23 protein-coding genes are annotated in these 24,627 nt (G+C 69.1%); 20 read left to right on the top strand and 3 right to left on the bottom strand.

Annotated elements, in window-relative coordinates; genetic code table 11:
- Window positions 1–29: 29 nt before the first annotated feature.
- The 3 genes from ACFYXB_RS13475 (at window position 30) to ACFYXB_RS13465 (ending at window position 3,569) form a co-directional block, all read left to right on the top strand.
- Window positions 30–1,787, top strand: coding sequence for a site-2 protease family protein (locus tag ACFYXB_RS13475; RefSeq protein ID WP_389581228.1), 1,758 nt, complete (start codon window positions 30–32; stop codon window positions 1,785–1,787).
- A gap of 58 nt (window positions 1,788–1,845) precedes the next feature.
- A complete protein-coding gene (locus ACFYXB_RS13470) occupies window positions 1,846–2,748 on the top strand; it encodes a tRNA (adenine-N1)-methyltransferase (RefSeq protein ID WP_389581225.1) in 903 nt (300 codons plus the stop codon).
- A gap of 230 nt (window positions 2,749–2,978) precedes the next feature.
- On the top strand, window positions 2,979–3,569 hold the full coding sequence (locus ACFYXB_RS13465) for a hypothetical protein (protein ID WP_389581222.1): 591 nt from the start codon (window positions 2,979–2,981) through the stop codon (window positions 3,567–3,569).
- Between the two features lie 96 nt (window positions 3,570–3,665).
- Here the strand turns inward: ACFYXB_RS13465 and ACFYXB_RS13460 are convergent, their stop codons facing one another.
- Complete coding sequence (locus tag ACFYXB_RS13460) at window positions 3,666–3,968, bottom strand: ferredoxin (protein WP_389581219.1); 303 nt, start codon at window positions 3,966–3,968, stop codon at window positions 3,666–3,668.
- Between the two features lie 244 nt (window positions 3,969–4,212).
- Here ACFYXB_RS13460 and arc point away from each other — a divergent pair, with 244 nt between their 5' ends.
- From arc to prcA, 6 genes are all read left to right on the top strand, one after another.
- On the top strand, window positions 4,213–5,979 hold the full coding sequence (gene arc / locus ACFYXB_RS13455; protein ID WP_389581216.1) for a proteasome ATPase: 1,767 nt from the start codon (window positions 4,213–4,215) through the stop codon (window positions 5,977–5,979).
- Between the two features lie 231 nt (window positions 5,980–6,210).
- A complete protein-coding gene (gene dop / locus ACFYXB_RS13450; RefSeq protein WP_351347654.1) occupies window positions 6,211–7,722 on the top strand; it encodes a depupylase/deamidase Dop in 1,512 nt (503 codons plus the stop codon).
- Window positions 7,723–7,911: 189 nt separating this feature from the next.
- Complete coding sequence (locus ACFYXB_RS13445) at window positions 7,912–8,130, top strand: ubiquitin-like protein Pup (protein WP_030608326.1); 219 nt, start codon at window positions 7,912–7,914, stop codon at window positions 8,128–8,130.
- A gap of 49 nt (window positions 8,131–8,179) precedes the next feature.
- Window positions 8,180–8,785: an endonuclease VII domain-containing protein gene (locus tag ACFYXB_RS13440; protein ID WP_389581211.1), complete on the top strand. Its 606-nt coding sequence runs from the start codon at window positions 8,180–8,182 to the stop codon at window positions 8,783–8,785.
- On the top strand, window positions 8,737–9,582 hold the full coding sequence (prcB, locus tag ACFYXB_RS13435) for a proteasome subunit beta (protein WP_351347658.1): 846 nt from the start codon (window positions 8,737–8,739) through the stop codon (window positions 9,580–9,582). The genes ACFYXB_RS13440 and prcB overlap by 49 nt, the downstream gene beginning before the upstream one ends.
- Window positions 9,583–9,641: 59 nt before the next feature.
- Entirely contained in the window at window positions 9,642–10,379 is a 738-nt protein-coding gene (gene prcA / locus ACFYXB_RS13430; RefSeq protein WP_351347660.1) for a proteasome subunit alpha, read from the top strand.
- 61 nt (window positions 10,380–10,440) lie between these two features.
- On the opposite strand, the gene ACFYXB_RS13425 is transcribed toward prcA, so the two are convergent.
- Entirely contained in the window at window positions 10,441–11,451 is a 1,011-nt protein-coding gene (locus tag ACFYXB_RS13425) for a LacI family DNA-binding transcriptional regulator (RefSeq protein WP_389581207.1), read from the bottom strand.
- Between the two features lie 98 nt (window positions 11,452–11,549).
- Between ACFYXB_RS13425 and ACFYXB_RS13420 the strand changes: the two genes are divergently transcribed.
- The 11 genes from ACFYXB_RS13420 (at window position 11,550) to ACFYXB_RS13370 (ending at window position 22,962) form a co-directional block, all read left to right on the top strand.
- Entirely contained in the window at window positions 11,550–12,809 is a 1,260-nt protein-coding gene (locus ACFYXB_RS13420; protein WP_389581205.1) for an MFS transporter, read from the top strand.
- Window positions 12,810–12,818: 9 nt separating this feature from the next.
- Entirely contained in the window at window positions 12,819–14,180 is a 1,362-nt protein-coding gene (gene pafA / locus ACFYXB_RS13415) for a Pup--protein ligase (protein WP_351347666.1), read from the top strand.
- Between the two features lie 127 nt (window positions 14,181–14,307).
- Window positions 14,308–15,330, top strand: coding sequence for an FKBP-type peptidyl-prolyl cis-trans isomerase (locus ACFYXB_RS13410; protein ID WP_389581201.1), 1,023 nt, complete (start codon window positions 14,308–14,310; stop codon window positions 15,328–15,330).
- A 94-nt stretch (window positions 15,331–15,424) separates the two neighbouring features.
- Window positions 15,425–15,799, top strand: a complete 375-nt coding sequence (locus ACFYXB_RS13405) for an FKBP-type peptidyl-prolyl cis-trans isomerase (protein WP_389581199.1) — start codon at window positions 15,425–15,427, stop codon at window positions 15,797–15,799.
- A gap of 118 nt (window positions 15,800–15,917) precedes the next feature.
- On the top strand, window positions 15,918–16,871 hold the full coding sequence (locus ACFYXB_RS13400) for a helix-turn-helix transcriptional regulator (RefSeq protein ID WP_389581197.1): 954 nt from the start codon (window positions 15,918–15,920) through the stop codon (window positions 16,869–16,871).
- A gap of 19 nt (window positions 16,872–16,890) precedes the next feature.
- On the top strand, window positions 16,891–17,919 hold the full coding sequence (locus ACFYXB_RS13395) for a WYL domain-containing protein (RefSeq protein ID WP_351347674.1): 1,029 nt from the start codon (window positions 16,891–16,893) through the stop codon (window positions 17,917–17,919).
- Window positions 17,920–18,008: 89 nt separating this feature from the next.
- Window positions 18,009–18,269 (top strand): hypothetical protein, encoded by a 261-nt coding sequence (locus ACFYXB_RS13390; RefSeq protein ID WP_388499706.1) that lies wholly within the window; start codon window positions 18,009–18,011, stop codon window positions 18,267–18,269.
- A gap of 9 nt (window positions 18,270–18,278) precedes the next feature.
- Entirely contained in the window at window positions 18,279–18,473 is a 195-nt protein-coding gene (locus ACFYXB_RS13385; protein ID WP_351353180.1) for a hypothetical protein, read from the top strand.
- Between the two features lie 268 nt (window positions 18,474–18,741).
- Window positions 18,742–19,032, top strand: coding sequence for a Sec-independent protein translocase subunit TatA (tatA, locus tag ACFYXB_RS13380; protein ID WP_351353183.1), 291 nt, complete (start codon window positions 18,742–18,744; stop codon window positions 19,030–19,032).
- Between the two features lie 47 nt (window positions 19,033–19,079).
- A complete protein-coding gene (gene tatC, locus ACFYXB_RS13375; protein ID WP_389581192.1) occupies window positions 19,080–20,030 on the top strand; it encodes a twin-arginine translocase subunit TatC in 951 nt (316 codons plus the stop codon).
- A gap of 76 nt (window positions 20,031–20,106) precedes the next feature.
- A complete protein-coding gene (locus ACFYXB_RS13370; RefSeq protein WP_389581190.1) occupies window positions 20,107–22,962 on the top strand; it encodes a DEAD/DEAH box helicase in 2,856 nt (951 codons plus the stop codon).
- On the opposite strand, the gene atzF is transcribed toward ACFYXB_RS13370, so the two are convergent.
- Window positions 22,944–24,626, bottom strand: coding sequence for an allophanate hydrolase (gene atzF, locus ACFYXB_RS13365; protein WP_389581187.1), 1,683 nt, complete (start codon window positions 24,624–24,626; stop codon window positions 22,944–22,946). The genes ACFYXB_RS13370 and atzF overlap by 19 nt on opposite strands.
- Window position 24,627: the final 1 nt, after the last annotated feature.

Here is a 24,627-nt window from a genome sequence, read left to right as displayed (position 1 = left end):
GCGGAGGACGCTTCGAACGAGGGGACACCGTGGACGTGAGCGGCGGGAACGGGCACCCGCAGCCCGGCAACGACAGGCCGACCGAGCACCCCGCAACTCCTACGACGCCGGCCCCCGAACCCCCCGGGCCGCGACCCCACGACGCCCACCAGGAGCCACACCACAACGGCACCGCACCGGCCGAGAACACGACGAACCCCTCCTCGGACGAGCCCGCTGAAACGGCCCCGACGAGCGTCGACGAACCCGTCGGTGAGCCGTCCGGTGAGCCGTCCCAGGATGCCGAGCCGGGTGAGACAGTGCTCGGTCGCGACGATGCAGAGACCGAGGGCCGGACGACCGGGCCGATGTCCGCTCGCCTCAGCGAGGAGGCCCACGGTCACGCCGCCGCGCCTCCAGAGGCCGAGCCGGATGCCGCAGACGCGCCCACGAGCTCCGACGCCGTGCACGTCACTGCCGTTGACGCCGCATCGCACAGCGGAAACGGCGAGCCCGACGACGCCGTACCGCACACCCCCACCCCATCGACGCCCGAGCCATCCGCGCCCACCCCCACCCCCACCCCTCCCCACCACGCCCGCTCCCACGCCGACTCCGGCACCGCCAAGGGACGCCCCCCGCAGCGCGCCAAGGAGCCCGGCGGTGGGCTGCTCATGGGGCGGCCCTTCGGGGTGCCCGTATACGTCGCGCCCAGCTGGTTCCTCGTCGCCGCACTCATCACCTGGGTGTTCGGCGGCCAGCTCGACCGCGTACTGCCCGAACTCGGCGCTGCCCGCTACCTCGTGTCCCTCTTCTTCGCGGTCGCCTTCTACGCCTCCGTCCTCATCCACGAACTCGCCCACACCGTCGCCGCCATCCGCTACCAGCTCCCGGTCCGCCGCATCCAGCTCCAGTTCTTCGGCGGCGTCTCCGAGATCGAGAAGGAGGCCGAGACCCCCGGACGCGAGTTCATGCTGGCCTTCGTCGGCCCCCTGCTCTCCCTCGTCCTCGCCGGGCTGTTCTACCTCGCCATGCAGCCCGTCCGGCCCGGCACCGTCCCCGGAGTCCTGCTCGCCGGCCTCATGGTCTCCAACCTCATCGTCGCCGCCTTCAACCTCCTGCCCGGCCTCCCCCTCGATGGCGGCCGCATGCTCCGCGCCGTCGTCTGGAAGATCACCGGCCGCCCGATGAGCGGCACCGTCGCCGCCGCCTGGGTCGGCCGCGCCCTCGCCATCACCGTCCTCATCGGCCTCCCGCTGCTCAACCAGTCCGGCGTTCTCGGCTCCGGCAGCGAGGACATCAGCGGCATGGACACCGTCACCGACGCCCTGCTCGCCGCCATCCTCGCCGCGATCATCTGGACCGGCGCCGGCAACAGCCTCCGCATGGCCCGGCTCCGCGAACACCTCCCCGAGCTCCGCGCCCGCACCCTCACCCGCCGCGCCGTCCCGGTCGAGAGCGACACCCCCCTCTCCGAAGCCCTGCGCCGCGCCAACGCCGCCGGCGCGCGCGCCCTCGTCGTCGTCGACGCCGACGGCAACCCCCGCTCCCTCGTCCGCGAGGCCGCCATCGTCGGCGTACCCGAACACCGCCGCCCCTGGGTCGCCGTCAGCGGCCTCGCCCAGGAACTCACCGACGGCATGTGCGTCTCCGCCGAACTCGCCGGAGAAGACCTCCTGGACGTCCTGCGCGCCACCCCGGCCACCGAATACCTCGTCGTCGAGGAGACCGGCGAGATCTACGGCGTCCTGTCCGCCGCCGACGTAGAGCGGGCCTTCGTGAACGCCATGGCCCGCCCCAATCCCTGAGCACCGCTCTCCCGAAGCGGTGGTCGGTGGCCATCTCAAACGCCGGTAGGCTGGTCACATGTCCGAACCGACCGGTGCCGCCCGCAGGCGCGGGCCCTTCAAGGTCGGGGACCAGGTACAGCTGACCGACCCCAAGGGCCGCCACTACACGTTCACGCTCGAAGCCGGGAAGAACTTCCACACCCACAAGGGGTCCTTCCCGCACGACGAACTGATCGGTGCTCCCGAGGGCAGCGTTGTCCGCACCACCGGCAACGTCGCCTACCTCGCGCTGCGCCCCCTGCTCCCCGACTACGTCCTGTCCATGCCCCGCGGGGCAGCCGTCGTCTACCCCAAGGACGCGGGGCAGATCCTCGCCTTCGCCGACATCTTCCCCGGCGCCCGCGTCGTGGAAGCCGGCGTCGGCTCCGGCTCGCTCAGCAGCTTCCTGCTGCGCGCCATCGGCGACCAGGGCGTGCTGCACTCCTACGAGCGCCGCGAGGACTTCGCCGAGATCGCCCAGCAGAACGTCGAGCGCTACTTCGGCGGACCGCACCCGGCCTGGCAGCTCACCGTCGGCGACCTCCAGGACAACCTCTCCGACACCGACGTCGACCGCGTCATCCTCGACATGCTCGCCCCCTGGGAGTGCCTCGAGGCCGTCTCCAAGGCCCTGGTGCCCGGCGGCATCCTCTGCTGCTACGTCGCCACCACCACCCAGCTCGCCCGGACCGTCGAGTCCATCCGCGAGATCGGCTGCTTCAACGAGCCGACCTCCTGGGAGACGATGATCCGCAACTGGCACGTCGAGGGCCTGGCCGTCCGCCCCGACCACCGGATGATCGGCCACACCGGCTTCCTGCTGACCGCACGCCGCCTCGCCGACGGCGTCGAACCGCCCTTGCGCCGCCGCCGCCCCGCCAAGGGCGCCTACGGCGAGGACTACGCCGGCCCCAACGCCGACGGCGGCACCGGCCGCTGACCCGGCCCCGCACCACCACCAACGCGCAGGCGCCGTGGCCGAGTTCCCGGGACGGATCCGGAACTCCGCCACGGCGCCCGCACGTTGACACCACACCGGAAGACACAGGCCGCAGACCCCCGCTCCACCAACGCCCGCGAAAACCCGGACCCCGCCGTTCCCCCGCACTGTGACGTGTGGCACCATGCTGGCCACCCCCACCGGCACAGCCCTCACAGGAGACACTCCTAGTGCAGCACTCCGCCGTCCCGGAACTCGCTCACGAACTCGCTCACGCACACACCCGCCCCATCCACTGGGTCGCCACGGCAACCGCTGTCGCCGGCGTCGTGGCGCTCTCCTCCGTGCTGCAGCCCGGCTCGGCCAAAGCCGCCCAGCCCGCTGCCGGCACACAGCCGAAGTCCGCCCCTGCGGCCACCGCACCCAGCACCACGGGCGTCGACTTCCCCCTCGAATGCGGGCCCGTGAAGGTCCTCGTGCAGAAGAAGGCCAGCGGGGACCTCGACGGTGACGGCATACCCGAGACCGTGGCCGTGGTCCACTGCGACGCCCCCATGGGCACCCCACCCGACGCCGTCTACGTCCTCACCCAGGCCGCCGAGGCGACACGGCCCCGAGTCGTCGCCACCCTCGTCGACCCCAAGGACCGGCTCACCGTCACCGACTTCGCCGTCCGTGCCGGAACCGTCACCGCCACACTCCTCGGCTACTCCACGTCCGATGTGCCGAGTTGCTGCCCCGACGTGAAGACCGCGGCCAAGTGGCAGTGGAACGGGCACGCGTTCGTCCGCTCCACCCCGGCCGCTGCCCACAGCGTGTGACATGCCGTGCGCGGCACCGGGCATACGCCGCCCACACTATGGACCGCGCAGGGCATGTGAGAAATCAGACAATAGTTACCGAGTGCACCCGGCACATCACTCCGCGTCAGGACCGTGGATCTCCACCCTGTCCGAAACCCGACGTACATGGATGCACTCACCGGGACACTCCCGCACCGAGTCGACCACATCCACGAGAAGCGGCAACGGCACCGGAGTCACTGCCCCCTTGGCCTGCAACAGCTCGTCGTCCGGGCCCTTCACATAGGCCAGCCCGTCGATGTCCAGCTCGAACACCTCAGGCGCGTACTGGGCGCAGATCCCGTCGCCCGTACACAGATCCTGGTCGATCCAGACCTCCAGCGCCTCGTCGCCCGGGGCCTCCTGCTGCACGGTCATCTCTCCTGCCGGTAATACGTCGAGCCGAACGGGAATCCGGCCAGCTCTGACGGGTGTTGAACACTCCGACCCTACCCGCAGCCGCTTCCCAATCATGTTCACTGGGTATTCCCCTGGCGTGAGGGAGAGCGCAAGGGTGAAGATCGGACACCTCTTGACAGTCTCTGTGATCTAGGGGTTTCAATCGACACCCACCCAGGTAGGGTCTGGAAGCGTCCAGCTCCCCTTGGAGGAGGTGAGGACCGTGGCAGCCCACGACGACGACATGAACCGCGGCATCCGCCCGGGACGAGGGTCCGACGACCCGGCCGGGCAGATCGCTTACCTTGAGCAGGAGATCGCCGTCCTGCGACGCAAGCTCGCCGACTCTCCGCGACACACGAGGATTCTCGAAGAGCGGATCGTCGAGCTGCAGACGAACCTGGCCGGCGTGTCCGCCCAGAACGAGCGACTCGCCAACACGCTCCGCGAGGCCCGAGACCAGATCGTGGCCCTCAAGGAAGAAGTCGACCGGCTCGCCCAGCCACCGGCCGGCTTCGGAGTCTTCCTACAGGCGAACGAGGACGGCACTGCCGACATCTTCACCGGCGGCCGCAAACTCCGCGTGAACGTCAGCCCAAGCGTCGAGGTCGACGACCTCAGGCGCGGCCAGGAAGTCATGCTCAACGAAGCGCTCAACGTGGTCGAGGCCATGGAGTACGAGCGCGTCGGGGACATCGTCACCCTCAAGGAGATCCTTGAGGACGGCGAGCGCGCCCTCGTGCTCGGGCACACCGACGAGGAACGGGTGGTACGGCTCGCCGAGCCGCTGCTGGACGTCACCATCCGTCCCGGCGACGCCCTCCTGCTCGAACCCCGCTCCGGCTACGTCTACGAGGTCGTCCCCAAGAGCGAGGTCGAAGAACTCGTCCTCGAAGAGGTCCCCGACATCGGCTACGAGCAGATCGGCGGCCTCGCCGGCCAGATCGAAGCCATCCGCGACGCAGTCGAGCTCCCGTACCTCTACCCGGACCTGTTCAAAGAGCACGAACTGCGCCCGCCCAAGGGAGTCCTCCTCTACGGCCCGCCCGGATGCGGCAAGACCCTCATCGCCAAGGCCGTGGCCAACTCACTCGCCAAGAAGGTCGCCGAAGTCACCGGCCAGGCCGCCGGCAAGAGCTTCTTCCTCAACATCAAGGGCCCCGAGCTCCTCAACAAGTACGTCGGCGAGACCGAGCGGCAGATCCGCCTGGTCTTCCAGCGTGCCCGCGAGAAGGCCAGCGAAGGCACCCCCGTGATCGTCTTCTTCGACGAGATGGAGTCGCTCTTCCGCACCCGGGGCTCCGGCGTCAGCTCGGACGTCGAGAACACCATCGTCCCCCAGCTGCTCGCCGAGATCGACGGCGTCGAAGGCTTGCAGAACGTGGTCGTCATCGGCGCCTCCAACCGCGAGGACATGATCGACCCCGCCATCCTCCGGCCCGGCCGGCTCGACGTGAAGATCAAGATCGAGCGCCCGGACGCCGAAGCGGCCAAGGACATCTTCCAGAAGTACCTCACCGAGCGCCTCCCGCTCCACGCGGACGACCTCGGCGAACACGGCGGCGACAAGACCCTCACCGTCCAGAGCATGATCCAGGCGGCCGTGGAACACATGTACGCCGAATCCGAGGAGAACCGCTTCCTGGAAGTCACCTACGCCAACGGCGACAAGGAAGTCCTCTACTTCAAGGACTTCAACTCCGGCGCCACGATCGAGAACATCGTCGGACGCGCCAAGAAAATGGCGATCAAGGAACTCCTCGACAACAACCAGAAGGGCCTCCGGGTCTCCCACCTCCTCCAGGCCTGCGTGGACGAGTTCAAGGAGAACGAGGACCTGCCCAACACCACCAACCCCGACGACTGGGCCCGAATCTCCGGCAAGAAGGGCGAACGGATCGTCTACATCCGTACCCTCATCACCGGAAAGCAGGGCGCCGACACCGGACGCTCCATCGACACGGTGGCGAACACCGGTCAGTACCTGTAAAGGCGGGGCGGCTGCGGGTGCCCACACCGGGTACCCGCAGCCAACTGTTTTTCAGGCCACGCCGGACCAAGGCAATGACGCAAATGATCTCCCCACCAGCGCAAAGGCGTTCTAGGCTCTTCGGTACCGCCGAGTCGCGCAGTGCGGGGACGGGCACCGCACACGCACCGGAGCGCCAGCGGTACTAAGCGGCGCCCACGACCGAGGGCGCCGCCGGGCAAGGAGGGCCGCATGACCGTACGGCGAGTAATGGGCATCGAGACGGAGTACGGCATCTCCGTCCCCGGCCACCCCAACGCCAATGCCATGCTCACCTCGTCCCAGATCGTCAACGCCTACGCGGCGGCGATGCACCGGGCCCGCCGGGCCCGCTGGGACTTCGAAGAGGAGAACCCCCTGCGGGACGCCCGAGGCTTCGACCTCGCCCGCGAAGCCGCCGACGCCAGCCAGCTCACCGACGAGGACATCGGCCTCGCCAACGTCATCCTCACCAACGGCGCACGCCTCTACGTCGACCACGCCCACCCCGAATACAGCGCCCCCGAGGTCACCAACCCCCGCGACGCCGTCCTCTGGGACAAAGCCGGCGAACGGATCATGGCCGAGGCCGCCGAACGAGCCGCCCAGCTCCCAGGCGCCCAGCCCATCCACCTCTACAAGAACAACACCGACAACAAGGGCGCCAGCTACGGCACGCACGAGAACTACCTGATGAAGCGGGAAACCGCCTTCTCCGACATCGTGCGCCACCTCACGCCCTTCTTCGTCTCCCGCCAGGTCGTCACCGGCGCCGGCCGCGTCGGCATCGGCCAGGACGGTCACGAACACGGCTTCCAGCTCAGCCAGCGCGCCGACTACTTCGAGGTCGAGGTCGGCCTCGAGACCACCCTCAAGCGCCCCATCATCAACACCCGCGACGAACCGCACGCAGACGCGGAGAAATACCGCCGACTGCACGTGATCATCGGCGACGCGAACCTCTCCGAGATCTCCACCTACCTCAAACTGGGCACCACCGCCCTGGTCCTCTCCATGATCGAAGACGGCTTCATCGCCGTCGACCTGGCCGTCGACCAGCCCGTACGCACACTCCACCAGGTCTCCCACGACCCGACGCTCAAGCGCCTGGTCACCCTCCGCAGCGGCCGGACACTCACCGCGGTCCAGCTCCAGATGGAGTACTTCGAGCTGTCCCGCAAATACGTCGAAGAACGCTACGGCGCGGACGCCGACGACCAGACCAAGGACGTCCTGGTCCGCTGGGAGGACACACTCAACCGGCTCGAGAACGACCCGATGAGCCTGGCCGGCGAGCTGGACTGGGTGGCAAAGCGCGAGCTCATGGAGGGCTACCGCCGCCGCGACGACCTCGACTGGGACGCCGCCCGGCTGCACCTCGTCGACCTCCAGTACGCCGACGTACGGGCCGAGAAGGGCCTCTACAACCGTCTGGCGGCCCGCGGCCGCATCAAGCGCCTCCTGGACGAGACCGAGGTCGACCGGGCCCGCACAAAGCCACCGGAGGACACCCGGGCCTACTTCCGCGGCCGCTGCCTCGAGCAGTACGCCGACGACGTCGCGGCCGCCTCCTGGGACTCGGTCATCTTCGACCTGCCCGGCCGGGACTCCCTCCAGCGCGTTCCAACCCTCGAACCGCTACGCGGAACGCGAAATCACGTCAAGGAGCTCTTGGACCGCTGCCGCACGGCGGAAGACCTGGTCAGGGTGCTCTCCGGCAACTGACCGAAACGTCGGACCGTACCGGGCGACCGGGGTGGAAACCTCGGCGCCCGGGAATCATCGAGGTGGCCCCCGTACGTTGGAGAAACTGCGGGGCCGATGTCGGACCTGGCTTGTAGGGTCTGATCATCACCGATCGGCAGGAATGCCGACCTGTCGACCATGTCGGGCGAACTGAGCGGGGTGAGGGTTATGGCGACCAAGGACACCGGCGGCGGCCAGCAGAAGGCGACGCGCTCCACCGAGGAGGTCGAGGAGCAGGCGCAGGATGCGCAGGCTTCGGAGGACCTGAAGGAACGACACGAGAAGCTGTCCGACGACGTGGACTCTGTGCTGGACGAAATCGATGATGTGCTCGAGGAGAATGCCGAGGACTTCGTGAGGTCCTTCGTGCAAAAAGGCGGACAGTGAAGGCCTCTGAGCTGCTTTTGCCTTCGAATTGAAGGTGGCGGGGGTGAAAGTGGCTGACGAGCCGAACGCGAAGCAGTGCAGGAAATGCGAGCGAGAGCTGCCTCTTGCCGCATTTGCACGGGACGGGAACCGGCGGGACGGCCTCCAGGTGCACTGCCGGGAGTGCGTGGCGGAGTACAGCGCCGCGCACTACCGGCGCCGCCGGGAGGCCATGGGTAAGCCGCTCCGGGAGAAGGTGGATGCCCCGGCCGACCACAAGCTCTGTAGGACGTGTGGCGAGGTCAAGCCGCATAGCGAATGGCATCGCAACGCGACTGCTTCGGACGGTCTGTCGACGCGCTGCAAGGCTTGTAGGGCCGTCGAAGGGCGCGTGGGGCACCTGAAGCGTCACTACGGTCTCACCGAAGCCGAGCGAGACGCGATGGTCGCCTCCCAGCGGGGTCTCTGTGTGATCTGTCTGCGAGCCCCCGCCGTTCATGTGGATCACTGCCACAAGACGGGTAGGGTCCCTGGCGTACTGTGCTTCAACTGCAATTCGGCCATCGGCAAGTTGGGGGACGACCCCGACGCCGTTCGCCGGGCCGCTTCCTACTTGGAAGGAAACTCGTGGAAGCCAATACTCGTGGCACCGGGCGTCTACCAGCTGCCTTCCTGACGCCTGGGTCCTCCTCGTTCATGGACTTTCTCTCCGACCATCAGCCCGAGCTGCTGCCCGGCAAGCGGCAGCTGCCTCCGACCCAGGGGGTCATCGAGGCGCCCCACGGCACCACCATCGTGGCCGTGGGCTTCCCGGGTGGTGTCGTGCTGGCCGGTGACCGGCGGGCCACCATGGGCAACGTCATCGCGCAGCGGGACATCGAGAAGGTGTTCCCGGCGGACGAGTACTCGGCCGTGGGTATCGCCGGCACCGCCGGTCTCGCCGTGGAGATGGTCAAACTCTTCCAGCTGGAGCTGGAGCACTTCGAAAAGGTCGAAGGCGCGCAGCTGTCGTTGGAGGGCAAGGCGAACCGGCTGTCGACGATGATCCGGTCCAACCTGGGCATGGCCATGCAGGGGCTGGCGGTCGTGCCGCTGTTCGCCGGTTTCGATGTTGACCGGGGCAAGGGGCGGATCTTCTCGTACGACGTCACCGGTGGCCGCTCGGAGGAGCATGGATTCGCCTCCACCGGCTCTGGTTCGATCTTCGCGCGTGGTGCGATGAAGAAGCTGTTCCGTGAGGACCTGACCGAGGACCAGGCCACGACGCTCGTGGTGCAGGCCCTGTATGACGCGGCTGATGACGACTCGGCGACGGGTGGTCCGGATGTGGCCCGCCGGATCTATCCGATCGTCACCGTGATCACGGAGGACGGTTTCCGTCGGCTGACCGATGACGAGTCCTCCGAGATCGCCCGCTCGGTGCTGGCGCGCCGGTTGGAGCAGCCCGACGGCCCGCGGGCCGCGCTGCTGTAGTCGGGCGGCGATTCTTGTCCAGGTGCCCTGTGACTTCGACTGAAAGGGACGGATAACCGGTGTCGACGCCGTTCTATGTCTCACCCCAGCAGGCCATGGCCGACCGGGCGGAGTACGCCCGTAAGGGCATCGCCCGTGGCCGCAGCCTGGTTGTGCTGCAGTACGCCGACGGCATTGTCTTCGTCGGCGAGAACCCGTCCCGCGCGCTGCACAAGTTCAGCGAGATCTATGACCGGATCGGCTTTGCGGCGGCCGGTAAGTACAACGAGTACGAGAATCTGCGCATCGGTGGTGTCCGCTATGCGGATCTGCGTGGGTACACCTATGACCGTGATGACGTGACTGCCCGTGGTCTTGCCAACGTCTATGCGCAGACGCTGGGCACGATCTTCTCCAGTGCGGCCGAGAAGCCGTACGAGGTGGAGCTGGTGGTCGCGGAGGTGGGTGACACGCCGGAGGGTGATCAGATCTACCGGCTGCCGCATGACGGTTCGATCGTGGACGAGCACGGTTCGGTCGCGGTCGGCGGCAATGCCGAGCAGATCGGTAGCTACCTGGATCAGCGTCATCAGGACGGTATGAGTCTCGCGGAGGCGCTCAAGCTGGCCGTGCAGGCTCTGTCCCGGGACACGAACGGCAGTGAGCGGGAGATCCCCGCCGAGCGCCTGGAGGTCGCGGTGCTGGACCGTACGCGTCCGCAGCAGCGGAAGTTCAAGCGCATCGTCGGCCGTCAGCTTTCCCGCCTGTTGGAGGCGGAGGGCGCGGCCACGGAGGCCGAGAGCTCCGAGGAGGAGTAACCCCGCCTCACCCCTCGCCCTTGTGTGCCCCGGCCGACGTTACGGCCGGGGCATACGGCGTTCAGGACTGGCGTGGTGGTGCCGTGGAGCCTCGTACGACCAGTTCGACGGGGATGTCGCCGCCTTCGGGCTCGCGGCCCTCCAGGACGGCGAGCAGGGCCTGCATGCCGCGTTCGCCGAAGAGCTCCGCGTCGAGACGTACGGTCGTCAGTTCGGGGTCGAGGGCGGTGGCGAGGGCGAGGTTGTCGAGGCCGGTGACGGAGATGTCGACGGGGACGTGGAGTCCCAGGCGGCGTACGGCCTTGTAGGCGCCTGCGGCGAGCATGTCGTCGTCGCAGACCACTGCGGTGGGTCGGGGGCCGCTCAGGGCGGCTTCGGCGGCGGCCACGGCGCCCTCGATGGAGATCGGGGCGCGGGCGGTGCGCAGCGAGGTGCCCGGGACCACGTCGATCCGGGCGGCGAGCTCACGTGCGCGAACGTCGAAGGTCCAGGATGCGACGTCGGCTGCGAGGTGCAGGAAGTGCCGGTGGCCGAGGTTGAGGAGGTGTTCGGCGACCTGGCGTACGCCGTCGGCGATGTCGAGGTTCACGGTTGCCGCGCCGAGGCTGCCGTGGGGGTCGCTGTCGAGCATGACGAGGGGGAGCTGGTCGCCGCGGATGGCGGTGAGGGCGTCGGCGGCCATGGAGGAGGCGATGACGCCGTCCAGGGCGGCCTGGGCGGAGGCGAAGGGGTTGCGGGCGGGGCCGATACCTTCGGGGGAAGGGTAGAGGACGACGCCGAAGCCGTGCTGGGCGGCGACGCGGGCGGCTCCGGTGTAGACGCCGGCGAAGAATTCGGTCGTGAGTGCGGGGACGACGAGCAGGATGGTTCTGGTGCTGCCCATGCGGAGGTTGCGTGCGGCGAGGTTGGGCCGGTAGCCGAGGTCGCGTGCGGCTTGTCGTACGCGTTCGGCGGTGGTTTCCGAGACGCGGCCGCGCCATTTGTCGCCGAGGACGAGTGAGACGGCTGCCTGGGAGACTCCGGCTGCCTGGGCGACGTCACGGCTCGTCGGGCGCGTGCTGCTGCGTGCCACCGTGGTGCGCTCCTTGGTCTGGCCTTCGTCTGGACTGCGAACAGCGCACATGGTACGTATGGCAGAGGTGGTTATACGTAACACGTGGAGGGCGGGACATGGCCGCGGGATACCTGGAGATCCTCAGGGCGAGGCACGCGGCCCGGCTGCTGGTGGGCACGCTGGTGGGCCGGCTCCCGAATGCCACGGCCGCGATCGCGCTGGTGCTGTTCGTCCGTGCGGAGGGCGGGACCTACAGCCTGGCCGGTGCGCTGGCGGCGGTGTACGGCATCGCGAACGCCGTGGGGCAGCCAGTCCTGGGGCGGCTGGTGGACCTGCGCGGTCAACCGCGGGTGCAGCTGCCCGCGGCCGTTCTGTCGGCGCTCTCCATGACCGTCTTCGCGTTCTCCGGCACCGACCCGCTGCCCCTCGCGTACGCCGCCGTCGCGGCCGCCGGCCTGTTCACGCCGCCTCTGGAGGGGGGGCTGCGGGCGCTGTGGCCTTCGGTGCTGCGCCGGGAGGAGCAGGTGCACACGGCGTACGCCATGGACGCGGTGGCGCAGGAAGTCATGTTCACGGTGGGCCCGTTGCTGGTGACGCTGTGCGTGTCGCTGTGGTCGGAGCGTGCCGCGCTGCTGGTTCTGAACGTCGTGGGTGTGCTGGGGGCGCTTTCCGTGGTGGTGTCGCCGCCTTCGCGCGCGTGGCGTTCGGCGCCGCGCGAGGCACACTGGCTGGGTGCGCTCAGGTCGCCCGGCCTGCTCGCGCTTCTGGCGGCGTTCCTGTTCGTGGGGATGGCGCTCGGCTCCATCACCGTGGCTTCGGTGCCGTACGCGGACGACCATGGTGGCGACGCGGTGTACGGCTGGCTGATGGCCGCGCTGGGGCTCGGTGCGCTTGTGGGCGGGATGGTGTACGGGGCCCGGCGGTGGGCCGGTGTGCCCGAGCGGCGACTGCGTGTGCTGGTGGGGCTTCTGGCGGTGTGTTATCTGCCGCTGATGCTGATGCCCGGCGCGGCGGCGATGGTGCTGCTCACGGTGCTCGCGGGGGTGTTCCTGGCCCCGGCCATCGCCTGCGCGTTCGTCATCGTGGACCGGCACGCGCCGACGGGCACGGTCACCGAGGCGTTCTCCTGGCTTGTGACGACATTCACAGTGGGCGCGTCGGTCGGAACGGGGCTCGCGGGCCCGGTGGTCCAGGCGGGTGGCGCGCTGTGGGGCTTTGCTCTGCCGGGCGCCGCGGGGGCCGTGTCGTTGCTGGTTCTGCTGGCCACGGGGCGGGTCCTCGCAGCTCCCGCGCGGGGTGCGGTGGTTGCGGCTTCATCGGAAAATGATCCAGATCGTGCTGTCGAACCCCGTTTCAGCTCAGGGGATCGGGCGTAATGTTCACTCATGGACCGCCGCATTTTCGGGCTGGAGAACGAGTACGGCGTCACGTGCACGTTCAGGGGACAGCGCCGCCTGTCGCCTGACGAGGTGGCGCGATACCTCTTCCGCCGTGTCGTGTCATGGGGCCGTAGCAGCAATGTCTTTCTGCGAAACGGCGCCCGGCTCTATCTCGACGTGGGGTCACATCCGGAATACGCGACACCCGAATGTGACAACGTGATCGAACTGGTCACCCACGACAAGGCCGGCGAGCGCATTCTCGAAGGACTTCTGGTGGACGCGGAACGACGCCTGCACGAGGAGGGAATCGCGGGCGACGTCTACCTCTTCAAGAACAACACAGACTCGGCGGGCAACTCCTACGGTTGCCACGAGAACTATCTGGTGGCGCGGCACGGGGAGTTCTCCCGGCTCGCGGACATCCTCATTCCGTTCCTGGTGACGAGGCAGCTGCTGTGCGGCGCGGGCAAGGTGTTGCAGACCCCGCGCGGCGCCGTGTACTGCGTGAGTCAGCGGGCTGAGCACATCTGGGAGGGCGTCTCCTCGGCGACGACCCGCTCCCGGCCCATCATCAACACGCGCGACGAGCCGCACGCGGACGCGGAGCGTTACCGCCGTCTCCACGTCATCGTCGGCGACTCGAACATGTCTGAGACGACGATGCTGCTGAAGGTCGGCGCGACCGATCTGGTGCTGCGCATGATCGAGGCGGGCACGGTGATGCGTGACCTGACGCTGGAGAACCCGATCCGGGCGATCCGCGAGGTCAGTCACGACATCACGGGCCGGCGCAAGGTCCGTCTGGCGAGCGGCCGTGAGGCCTCCGCCCTTGAGGTGCAGCGCGAGTACTACGAGAAGGCCGTGGACTTCTGTGAGCGCCGCGGTATCCGCACGGGCGTGGTCGAGCAGGTCCTGGAGCTGTGGGGCCGCACGCTGGACGCGATCGAGGCGGAGGATCTCGACCGTATCGGCACGGAGATCGACTGGGTCATGAAGTACCAGCTCATCGAGCGGTACCGGGCCAAGCACAACATGACGATGTCGCATCCGCGGGTCGCCCAGATAGACCTCGCGTACCACGACATCCACCGTCGTCGTGGTCTGTACTACCTGCTGGAGAAGAAAGGTCAAGCCGCGCGGATCTGCAACGACTTGAAGATCTTCGAGGGCAAGTCGGTTCCTCCGCAGACCACTCGGGCCCGGCTGCGCGGTGACTTCATCCGCCGGGCGCAGGAGCAGCGCCGGGACTTCACGGTCGACTGGGTGCACCTCAAGCTCAACGACCAGGCTCAGCGCACGGTGTTGTGCAAGGACCCGTTCCGTTCGGTGGACGACCGGGTGGAAAAGCTGATCGCCGGAATGTGAGAGAAGCGTTCCGGTGCTGTGCCGGAACGCCACACGGGCGCCGTACGTTTCCCGTACGGCGCCCTTCTCGCGTCGTAGAGTTGCGCGCACGCCATCAACAAGATCGACCGATTACGAGGCCCCCACCGTGCGCCGTCGCTCCGTCCTCCTCGCTGCCGTACCCGCAGGACTCGTCACTCTCGCCGCATGTGGTGACGACAAGTCCGACTCGAGCAAGGCGAGCGAGTCGCCGTCACCGTCGCCGTCGCCGTCGGGCTCCGCGTCGGCCGCGCCGCCGCCGAAGATCGTGGGCGGTCCCCTCCCTGCGATCACGGCGGGCACGAAGTTCGACGAGAAGCCGACGGTCGCCAAGGGTCCGGGGGATCCGTCGGCGAATCTGGCCGTGAAGACGGTGATCGCGGGGGGCGGTAAGACGGTCGCCGAGAACGACTTCGTGCAGGCGAACTACCTGGGCCAGATCTGGGCCACGGCGAAGGTCTTCGACAACTCCTACGACCGGGGCACCCCGCTGGTGCTCCAGCTCGCCCAGGGCGGTGTCATCGACGGCTGGCGGTATGCGCTGGCGGGCAGGAAGGTCGGCAGCCGGGTCCTGATGGCGGTGCCGCCGACCTGGGGCTACGGCAAGTCGGGCAACTCGCAGGCGGGTATCAAGGGCTCGGACACGCTGGTGTTCGTCGTCGACCTGCTGAATTCCTTCAACTCGAAGAGTTCCGCCCAGGGCAAGGCTGTCGCGCAGTCCGACGCGGCCCTGCCGAAGGTCGGCACGAACACCAACGGCGAAGCGCCTTCGATCGGCATCCCGAAGAGCGACCCGCCGAAGGAGCTGGTGTCGAACTACGTCCTGGAGGGCGACGGCGCCGAGGTCAAGGCGGAGCAGACGATCCTGTGCCAGTTCAAGGGCGTGGTCTGGGACGGCGGCAAGACCTTCGAGCAGACGTACGGCTCGGGTCGGCTGAGCCAGTTCTCGGTCGGGCAGATGCAGCAGATCATCAAGGGGCTGGCGCAGGGAGTGACCGGCAAGAAGATCGGCAGCCGGGTCCTGATCGTGGTGCCCCCGGAGCTGGGGTACGGGGACACGCCGCCGAGCGGTGGTCTGATCAAGAAGGGCGCCACGCTGGTGTTCTCCGTGGACATCCTGGCGGCCATGTAGTCCGGTGGGCGTGTTCGCCCGTGGCGGGCGTGACGGGGGCGGGGATGAAAGAATGTCGGGGTTTCCGTGTCGTACACAAGCAGGAGCTAGAGACGTGAGCATCGACAAGCCCGAGATCGATTTCCCGGGCGGCGAGCCCCCGGCGGACCTCGAGATCAAGGACATCTGGGAGGGTGACGGCCCTGAGGCCAAGGCGGGCGACACCGTCTCCGTCCACTACGTGGGCGTGGCCTTCTCCACGGGCGAGGAGTTCGACGCGTCCTGGAACCGTGGCACGCCGCTGCAGTTCCAGCTCGGTGTCGGCCAGGTCATCGCCGGCTGGGACCAGGGTGTGCAGGGCATGAAGGTGGGCGGTCGCCGCCAGCTGACCATTCCCGCGCATCTCGCGTACGGCGACCGTGGCGCCGGCGGTGGCCGGATCGGGCCCGGCGAGACGCTGATCTTCGTCTGTGACCTGGTCGCGGTCTGATCGCATCCGATCACCTGGGGCCCATGCCTGTCCGGGCATGGGCCCTCGGCTTTTGCCGCGCCATGGGGGAGCGGTACGGTCAACGGTCGTAAGCATCAAAGGGAGGCGAAGGGCGTCGATGGCGATTGCCAAGGCCGAGCGGCTGATGAACCTGGCGCTGTGTCTGCTCGGGACGCGGCGGCCGCTCAGCAAGCGTGAGCTGCGTGAGTCCATTGAGGCCTACCTCGAAGCGGGCAGCGACGACTCCTTCAACCGGATGTTCGAGCGGGACAAGGACGACCTGCGCGAGCTCGGCCTGGTCATCGAGACCGTGGAGAACCTCGACGGCGAGGTCGGCTATCTGGCCCGCCGCGACAGCAACAGTCTCCCCGCCATCACCCTGGACGCCGAGGAGGCCGCCGCGCTGGGGCTGGCCGCCAAGGTGTGGCAGCAGGCCCGGCTCGCGGGCGCGGCCAGCGGCGCGTTGCAGAAGCTGCGCGCGGCCGGACTGCCCGAGCACGTCGATCCGTACGAGGCGCACGGCGCTCTGGAGCCTCGCATCCCGGTGCACGAGGCCGCCTTCGAGCCGCTGATGCTGGCCTGCCGCGACCGCCGTCCTGTCGTCTTCGACTACCGCAAGGCCACCGCCGCGCACCCCGAGCCTCGGCATGTGGAGCCGTGGGCCCTCGAGTGCTGGCGCGGCCACTGGTATCTGGCGGGCTGGGACCGCGACCGGGGTGCGGAGCGGGTGTTCCGGCTGTCCCGGATCACCGGCAGGGTGCGTTCGCGCGGGAGCGGCTTCACGGTGGCGGTGCCGGACGTGGTCACCGTCCGCGAGACCGTCGCCGGGTGGGCGGGCGAGATCGCCGACCGGTCGGCGCTGATACGGCTGCGCTCGGGCTCCGGGTACCCCCTTCGGGCGAAGGCTACCTCCGTGCGGGAACTAGGGGACGGCTGGGACGAGTTGGAGATTCCGTACGGGCACGGGCTCGATGCCTGGCTGGTGGAGTTCGGGCCCGACGTGGTGGTGCTGGAGCCGACGGAGCTGCGTGCGGACGTGGTGGACCGGCTGCGCGCCGTGGCCAAGGGCTGAGGGGGAGCGGAGCAAGACAGTGGCAGGCAAACCGGTCAGGCCCGTGAACGCCATCGACCAGACGCGGCGGATGCTCTCCCTGGTGACGTATCTGAGGGAGCGTCCCGGTGCACGGGTCGCGGACGTCGCGCGCGCCTTCGGCATCACCGAGGACGAGCTGGTCTCCGACCTCGATGTGCTGCCCATGTGCGGCACCAGCTTCCGCGGCGGCGATCTGCTGGACATCGACACCGACGGTGAGCGCATCTGGTGGCACAACCCTGCCGCTCTGGGCGAGGAGGCGGCCGAGCCGCTGAGGCTGGCGGCCGACGAGGCGACCGCGCTGCTGGTGGCGGCGCGCGCCGTGGCCACCCTGCCGGGGCTGCGGGAGGGCGACCGGCAGGCGCTGCTGCGGGCGACGGCGAAGGTGGAGGCAGCGGCCGGTGAGGCGGCGGGCGCCAGCTCTCGCCTCTCGGTGACGTTCGAGTCCGAGGGCGGTGTCTTCGCCGACGTGGACCGTGCGATCTCCGAGCGCCGACGGCTGTGGATCCGGTACTACTCGCCGGCCCGTGACGAGCTCACCGAGCGCGAGATCGACCCGATCCGCCTGGTCAGCGTCGGCCACACCTATGTGGAGGCCTGGTGCCGGCGCTCCGAGGCGCGGCGTACGTTCCGGCTCGACCGGGTCGCCGAGATCAGGATCCTCGACGAGCCGTCGGCGCCGCCGGAGGTCGAGCTGCGGGATCTGTCGGAGGCGTTGGTGCAGCCGGCCGTCGAGGACCCCGAGGTGGTCGTCGAGGTCGGGCCGGGTGGCCGCTGGGTCGCCGAGTACTACCCGCACGACAGTGCCGATGAGCTGTCCGACGGCGGGCTGCGTATCACTCTGCGCACCCCCGATCCGACCTCGCTGAGACGGCTGGCGCTGCGGCTGGGCCGCGACGGCCGGATCGTGTCGCCGCCCGAGCTGGCCGACAGCGCCCGGCGGTCCGCCCGCGAGGCGCTGGCCGCGTACGACGGGGTGGAGGCGGCCAGGGACGCGGCGCGGGGCGCGATGCGTGATGGGGCGTAGGACAAAGCCGAGAGCGCCCCTAAGGCGATCGACCAATTGAAAGGAGAGCTGGGGCGTTGAGCGAGTCTCCGGTGTCCGGTACGGGGGACATGACGGTCGCGGCCGCTTTCGCGGGAATGAGGAGGGTGGCTCCCGTGGTGTTCCGGGCGGGCTGCCCGGACTGCCGGGGCCGCTTCGAGCTCTCCCCGGGCGCCCTGCGGCTCGCCATCGGCGCCACGAGTCGTACGACGTTCTATTCGTTCACTTGCCCGGACTGCGGCGCCGCCGTCCGCAAGCCGGCGGGCGAACGCATCGTGGAACTGCTCACCGGGGGCGGGGTCAGGACCCTGAGGCTGCATTCCACCGTCTAGGCTCGGCGCATGTTCTGGCCGATGTTCGCGGTAGCCGTGGGTTTTGTGGGACTCGCCGTCCTCGGGGTGCTCGCCGTCCGGGTCTTTCTGGAGGCGCGGCGGCTCGGGCAGCAGGTCGCGGACTCCGCGCGTCGTATCAACCGGGCGGCCGAGGACCTGGAGCGGGCGGCCGTGAGCGCGGCCCGCACCGTGGACACCCTGTGAGACCCGTCCCGGAGCAGGGTGAATGCGGTGTCGCAAGCGGTTTGCGTCACTTCGCCCTGTCACGTCGGCGGGCCGGACGGGTACGCTGCAGATCTCGGTACGGCGAACGAGGCCCGTACCGTTGAACCGCTGACCGGGAGGACGCACGGGGATTGCCTCACGTTTACCCCTGAGCGTTACGATCGCTGTCAGCACGATCACATCGGACACTTGTCCGACTGGTCGGACAGCACCCCACCCAGCCGCCTCGGTGAGAAGGTAAAGACTTATGTTCGGAAGGCTCGGCGCTCCCGAGATCATTCTCATCCTCGTCGTCATCATCCTGCTGTTCGGCGCGAAGAAGCTTCCGGACATGGCCCGCTCGCTCGGCAAGTCCGCGCGCATCCTCAAGAGCGAGGCCAAGGCGATGAAGGAAGAGGGCAGCAGCAACGCGTCCGCTCCGGCGGCCCCGCCGAACACCGGCGAGCAGCCCCCCGCGCAGCGCACCATCCAGGCGGCCCCCGGCGACGTGACCAGCTCGCGCCCGGTCAACGAGCCGACGGACACCACCCAGCGCTGACGCACGGCCGGAAGCCCCCGGCCTGCCGCACGAGATGAGGACGTGGGTTGCCACAGTCTGCCCGCAATAAGGAGAAGGATCCCGAGGGGCGGATGCCCCTTGCGGATCACCTTCGTGAGCTCCGCAACCGGCTCGCGAAGGCGATGCTCGCCATCGTCATCGTGACGGTGATCGCCGCCTTCTTCTACAACGACATCATCAACTTCCTGACCAAGCCGATCCTCGACTCCGTCGGCTGCGGGAAGACCTTCGAGCAACTGGCCCGGTCCAGCGACAACTCCCAGCAGTGTGCCCGGATCACGATCAACGGCCTCCTCGCCCCGTTCACGCTGGCCCTCCAGGTCTCGTTGATGGCCGGTGTCGTCTTCGCCTCCCCGATCTGGCTCTACCAGCTCTGGGCCTTCGTCGCGCCGGGTCTGCACCGGCACGAGAAGAAGTACGCCTACGCGTTCGTCTGCACCGGCGTCCCGCTGTTCCTCGGCGGCGGATACTTCGCGTACAAGGTGCTGCCCACCACCGCGAAGGTACTCATCGACTTCACGCCGCAGGGCGTCGACAACCTGCTGCCGCTCGACGACCTGCTCCAGCTCGTCACGCGCATGGTGCTCGTCTTCGGGCTCTCCTTCGAGCTGCCGCTGCTGCTGGTCATGCTCAACCTCACCGGCATCATCACCGGCCGGCGCATGCTCGGCTGGTGGCGGGCCATGATCCTGGGCATCACGGTCTTCGCGGCCGTGGCCACGCCCAGCACCGACCCCCTCTCCATGCTGGCGCTCGCCGGACCGATCTGGGTGCTGTACTTCGGCGCGGTCGCCTTCTCGCTGGTCAACGACAGGCGCCGGCGTCGTCGTGACGAAGCGGGCCCCGGCGACGACGAGGCCTCCGACCTGGACCTCACCCCGGAGGACATCGGCGAGGTCGAGACCGTCTCCGCCAGCCGCTCGCTGCCCGAGCAGTCCGGCACGGACCGGGTCAACGGCTACGACGACGTGACCTGACGGTTCCTGTCCCACCACGGCACCGAGGTGTCCGCTTCCGCCCGGGAAGCGGGCACCTCGTCGCACGTTCCGGATAATGATCGTCCTGTTGTCAGTGCGGCCCGGTACGCTCGAAAGCACGATGACAGAGGACCTCTCACCGGCCGAGCGGTACGCGGCAGCCCGTCTGCGGGCTGCCGAGCAGGCCACCGCGCTCGCGTCCTTCCGCGAGATGTACGACTTCGGCCTCGACCCCTTCCAGATCGAGGCCTGCCAGGCACTCGAGGCCGGCAAGGGCGTGCTGGTGGCCGCCCCCACGGGCTCCGGCAAGACGATCGTGGGCGAGTTCGCCGTCCACCTCGCTCTCCAGCAGGGCAAGAAGTGCTTCTACACGACACCCATCAAGGCGCTGTCGAACCAGAAGTACGCCGACCTGTGCCGCCGCTACGGCACGGACAAGGTCGGCCTCCTCACCGGAGACAACAGCGTCAACTCCGAGGCCCCGGTGGTCGTGATGACCACCGAGGTGCTGCGGAACATGCTGTACGCCGGCTCCCAGACCCTCCTCGGCCTCGGGTACGTGGTGATGGACGAGGTGCACTACCTCTCCGACCGCTTCCGCGGCGCCGTCTGGGAGGAAGTGATCATCCACCTGCCCGAGTCCGTGACCCTGGTGTCACTGTCGGCGACCGTGTCGAACGCCGAGGAGTTCGGCGACTGGCTCGACACCGTCCGCGGCGACACCGAGGTGATCGTCTCCGAGCACCGGCCCGTGCCGCTGTTCCAGCACGTGCTCGCGGGACGCCGGATGTACGACCTCTTCGAGGAGGGCGAGGGCCAGAAGAAGGCCGTCAACCCCGACCTCACCCGCCTCGCCAGGATGGAGGCCACCCGGCCCTCCTACCAGGACCGCAGACGCGGCCGCGCCATGCGCGAGGCCGACCGTGAGCGCGAGCGCCGGCAGCGCTCCCGGGTGTGGACCCCGGGCCGCCCCGAGGTCATCGAGCGGCTCGACTCCGAGGGCCTGCTGCCCGCCATCACCTTCATCTTCAGCCGCGCCGGCTGCGAGGCCGCCGTCCAGCAGTGCCTGTACGCCGGATTGCGCCTCAACGACGAGGAGGCGCGCGAACAGGTGCGCGCCCTCGTCGAGGAGCGCACCGCCTCCATCCCGCCCGAGGACCTGCACGTCCTCGGCTACTACGAGTGGCTGGAGGGCCTCGAGCGCGGTATCGCCGCCCACCACGCCGGCATGCTGCCGACGTTCAAGGAGGTCGTCGAGGAACTCTTCGTGCGGGGCCTGGTGAAGGCCGTCTTCGCCACGGAGACGCTCGCGCTGGGCATCAACATGCCCGCGCGTTCCGTGGTGCTGGAGAAGCTCGTCAAGTGGAACGGCGAGCAGCACGCCGACATCACGCCCGGCGAGTACACCCAGCTCACCGGTCGTGCGGGCCGGCGTGGCATCGATGTCGAGGGTCATGCCGTGGTGCTGTGGCAGCGGGCGCTGAGCCCCGAGCACCTCGCGGGTCTCGCGGGCACGCGCACCTATCCGCTGCGCTCCAGCTTCAAGCCGTCGTACAACATGGCGGTCAACCTGGTCGACCAGTTCGGTCGGCACCGCTCGCGCGAGCTGCTCGAGACGTCCTTCGCGCAGTTCCAGGCCGACCGGTCCGTCGTCGGCATCTCCCGGCAGGTGCAGCGCAACGAGGAGGGCCTGGAGGGCTACAAGGACTCCATGACCTGCCACCTCGGCGACTTCGAGGAGTACGCGCGACTGCGCCGCGAACTCAAGGACCGCGAGACCGAGTTGGCCCGGCAGGGCGCGAACCAGCGGCGTGCCGAGGCCGCGGTCGCCCTGGAGAAGCTGAAGCCGGGCGACGTCATCCACGTGCCGACGGGCAAGTACGCCGGTCTGGCACTGGTGCTGGACCCGGGTCTGCCCGCCGGCCGCTCCAACGGCCACCGCGGCATGGAGTACCACGACGGGCCCCGTCCGCTGGTCCTCACCGTCGAACGGCAGGTCAAGCGGCTGGGGGCGATAGATTTCCCGGTGCCGGTCGAACCGCTGGAGCGAATGCGCATCCCGAAGACGTTCAACCCCCGCTCCCCGCAGTCCCGTCGCGACCTCGCCTCCGCGCTGCGCACCAAGGCCGGGCACATCCCGCCGGAGCGGGCCCGCAAGAAGCGCTCGCAGGCCGCCGACGACCGCGAGATCGCGCGGCTGCGCACGGCGATCCGGGCGCATCCGTGCCACGGGTGCAACGACCGTGAGGACCACGCCCGTTGGGCCGAGCGCTACCACCGGCTGATGCGGGACACCTCGCAGCTGGAGCGCCGTATCGAGGGCCGTACGAACACCATCGCGCGAACCTTCGACCGGATCGTCGCGCTGCTGACCGAGCTGGACTATCTGCGCGGCGACGAGGTCACCGAGGACGGCAAGCGGCTCGCCCGGCTGTACGGCGAGCTGGACCTGCTGGCGAGTGAATGCCTGCGCGAGCGGGTGTGGGAGGGGCTCGGTCCCGCCGAACTCGCCGCGTGCGTCTCCGCGTTGGTGTACGAGTCGCGGGTGGGTGACGACGCGATGGCACCCAAGCTGCCCTCGGGCAAGGCCAAGGCCGCGCTCGGTGAGATGGTGCGGATCTGGGGGCGGCTGGACGCTCTGGAGGAGGACTTCCGGATCACGCAGACCGAGGGAGTCGGGCAGCGTGAGCCGGACCTCGGCTTCGCCTGGGCCGCGTACCAGTGGGCCAGTGGGAAGGGGCTGGACGAGGTGCTGCGTGAGGCGGAGATGCCTGCGGGGGACTTTGTGCGGTGGTGCAAGCAGGTGATTGATGTGCTCGGGCAGATTGCTGCCGCCGGTACTGCTGCCGAGGGCTCGACTGTGGGGAAGGCTGCGCGTAAGGCGGTTGATCAGTTGCTGCGGGGTGTGGTGGCCTACTCGTCTGTGGGGTGAGTTGCAGCTGAGCGGTGCTTCAAGTAGCTCCGCCAGCTGCCGTACAGTGTGATGTCTTCCGCCATTTTCAGGGCTTCCGGTTCGCACAGGAAGCCTGGGACCCGGGTGCCGTCCGTCAGTTCCACCGTGCCCAGGGTCATCGGGCGGGGGAGAGCCGTCAGCAACTTGCCCAGGCCCTCCGCCGGTAGGCACCACACCTCTGTCTCGATCTCGGCTCCGCCCTCGCCGACGTGCACCAGGCCCGGTTTCGGTGGGGTCGTTTGCAGGGCGTGCAGGCGGTACACGGGAGCCGTGGTCGTCGTGCGGTCCAAGTGGGCGCCGAGTGCGAGTAGTTGGGGGTTCAGAGGCTCGCCCGTCAGGTGGGCTCCCACTACCGCCAGGCGGGTCCGGGGTTGCAGCAGGGCGGCGATTCGGGTCAGGTGGTCGTCCGTGAACGCCGGGCCCATCAGCATCACGCCGAACGGGAGGCCGTTCACCTCGCCCGCCGGGATGGCCACCGCGGCCAGGTCGAAGAGGTTCGTGGAGTTGGTGAAGCGGCCCAGGCGGGCGTTGGCGCCCAGGGGATCGCCGGCTACCTCCGTGAGGGTGGGGTGACCCGGGGTGGTGGGGAGGAGGAGGGCGTCCGCGTCGGACAGTTCGGTGAGGGCCCGGGTGCGCAGGGTGGCCAGTCGGTCCTGGTCGGCGAAGAGGCGGTGGGCCGGGATGTCCCGGGCGCGGGTGATGATGCCGGCGACCGTGGGGTCGAGGCCGTCACCGCCTGCTGAGAGCAACTTGTCGATAAAGCTTCCTACGGCCGTGTAGCGCTCGGCCACGAACGCGCCCTCGTAGAGCATCGAGGCCGCCTCCGTGAAGGGGGTCAGGTCGATCTCGCGTAGTGAGGCGCCGGCCTCGGTCAGGTGCGCCACCGCCGTCTCGTACGCCTCGGCCCAGCCCTCGTCCAGTTCGCCGAGCTGGGAGAGCGGCGGTACCGCGATGCGCCAGGGGCCGGGGGTGCGCTGGGGGAGGGCGGGCAGGGTGCGGACGGGCGGTGATGCCATGAAGGACAGGGCCTGCTCGGCCTCGGGCAGGGTGCGGGCGAACACCGTCAGGCAGTCGATCGAGGCGCAGGCCGGGACCACCCCGGATGTCGGGACCAGGCCGCGGGTGGGCTTGAGGCCGACGATGCCGTTGAAGGCGGCCGGGACCCGGCCCGAGCCCGCGGTGTCGGTGCCCAGGGCCAGGTCGACGAGGCCTAGCGCCACGGCGACCGCCGAGCCGGAGCTGGAGCCGCCGCTGATCCGCTCCGGGTCGTGCGCGCTGCGGACCGCGCCGTACGGGGAGCGGGTGCCGACCAGGCCCGTGGCGAACTGGTCGAGGTTGGTCGTGCCGAGGACGAGCGCCCCCGCCGCGCGGAGGCGGGCGACCACCGGTGCGTCGGCCTCGGGGTCGTACGCGTACGCCGGGCAGCCCGCGGTCGTCGGAAGGCCGTACACGTCGATGTTGCCCTTCGCGGCGAGCAGGCGTCCCGCGAGCGGGAGGTGCTCCCCGGCGGCCACGCGGGCGTCGATCGCCCGTGCCTCGGCTTCGGCCTCCTCCTGTGGGCGGAGGTCGATCCAGATCTCGGGGCGGTCCACGGCTTCGATCCGCGCGTACGCGGCCCGCACCCGGGAGACGGTGGTGGTCATA

Origin of the sequence: Streptomyces sp. NPDC002619 (assembly GCF_042889305.1) — a bacterium.
GTDB lineage: Bacteria > Actinomycetota > Actinomycetes > Streptomycetales > Streptomycetaceae > Streptomyces.
Note: the sequence above shows the minus strand (reverse complement) of the source record. Positions and strands in the feature narration are given on the sequence as shown.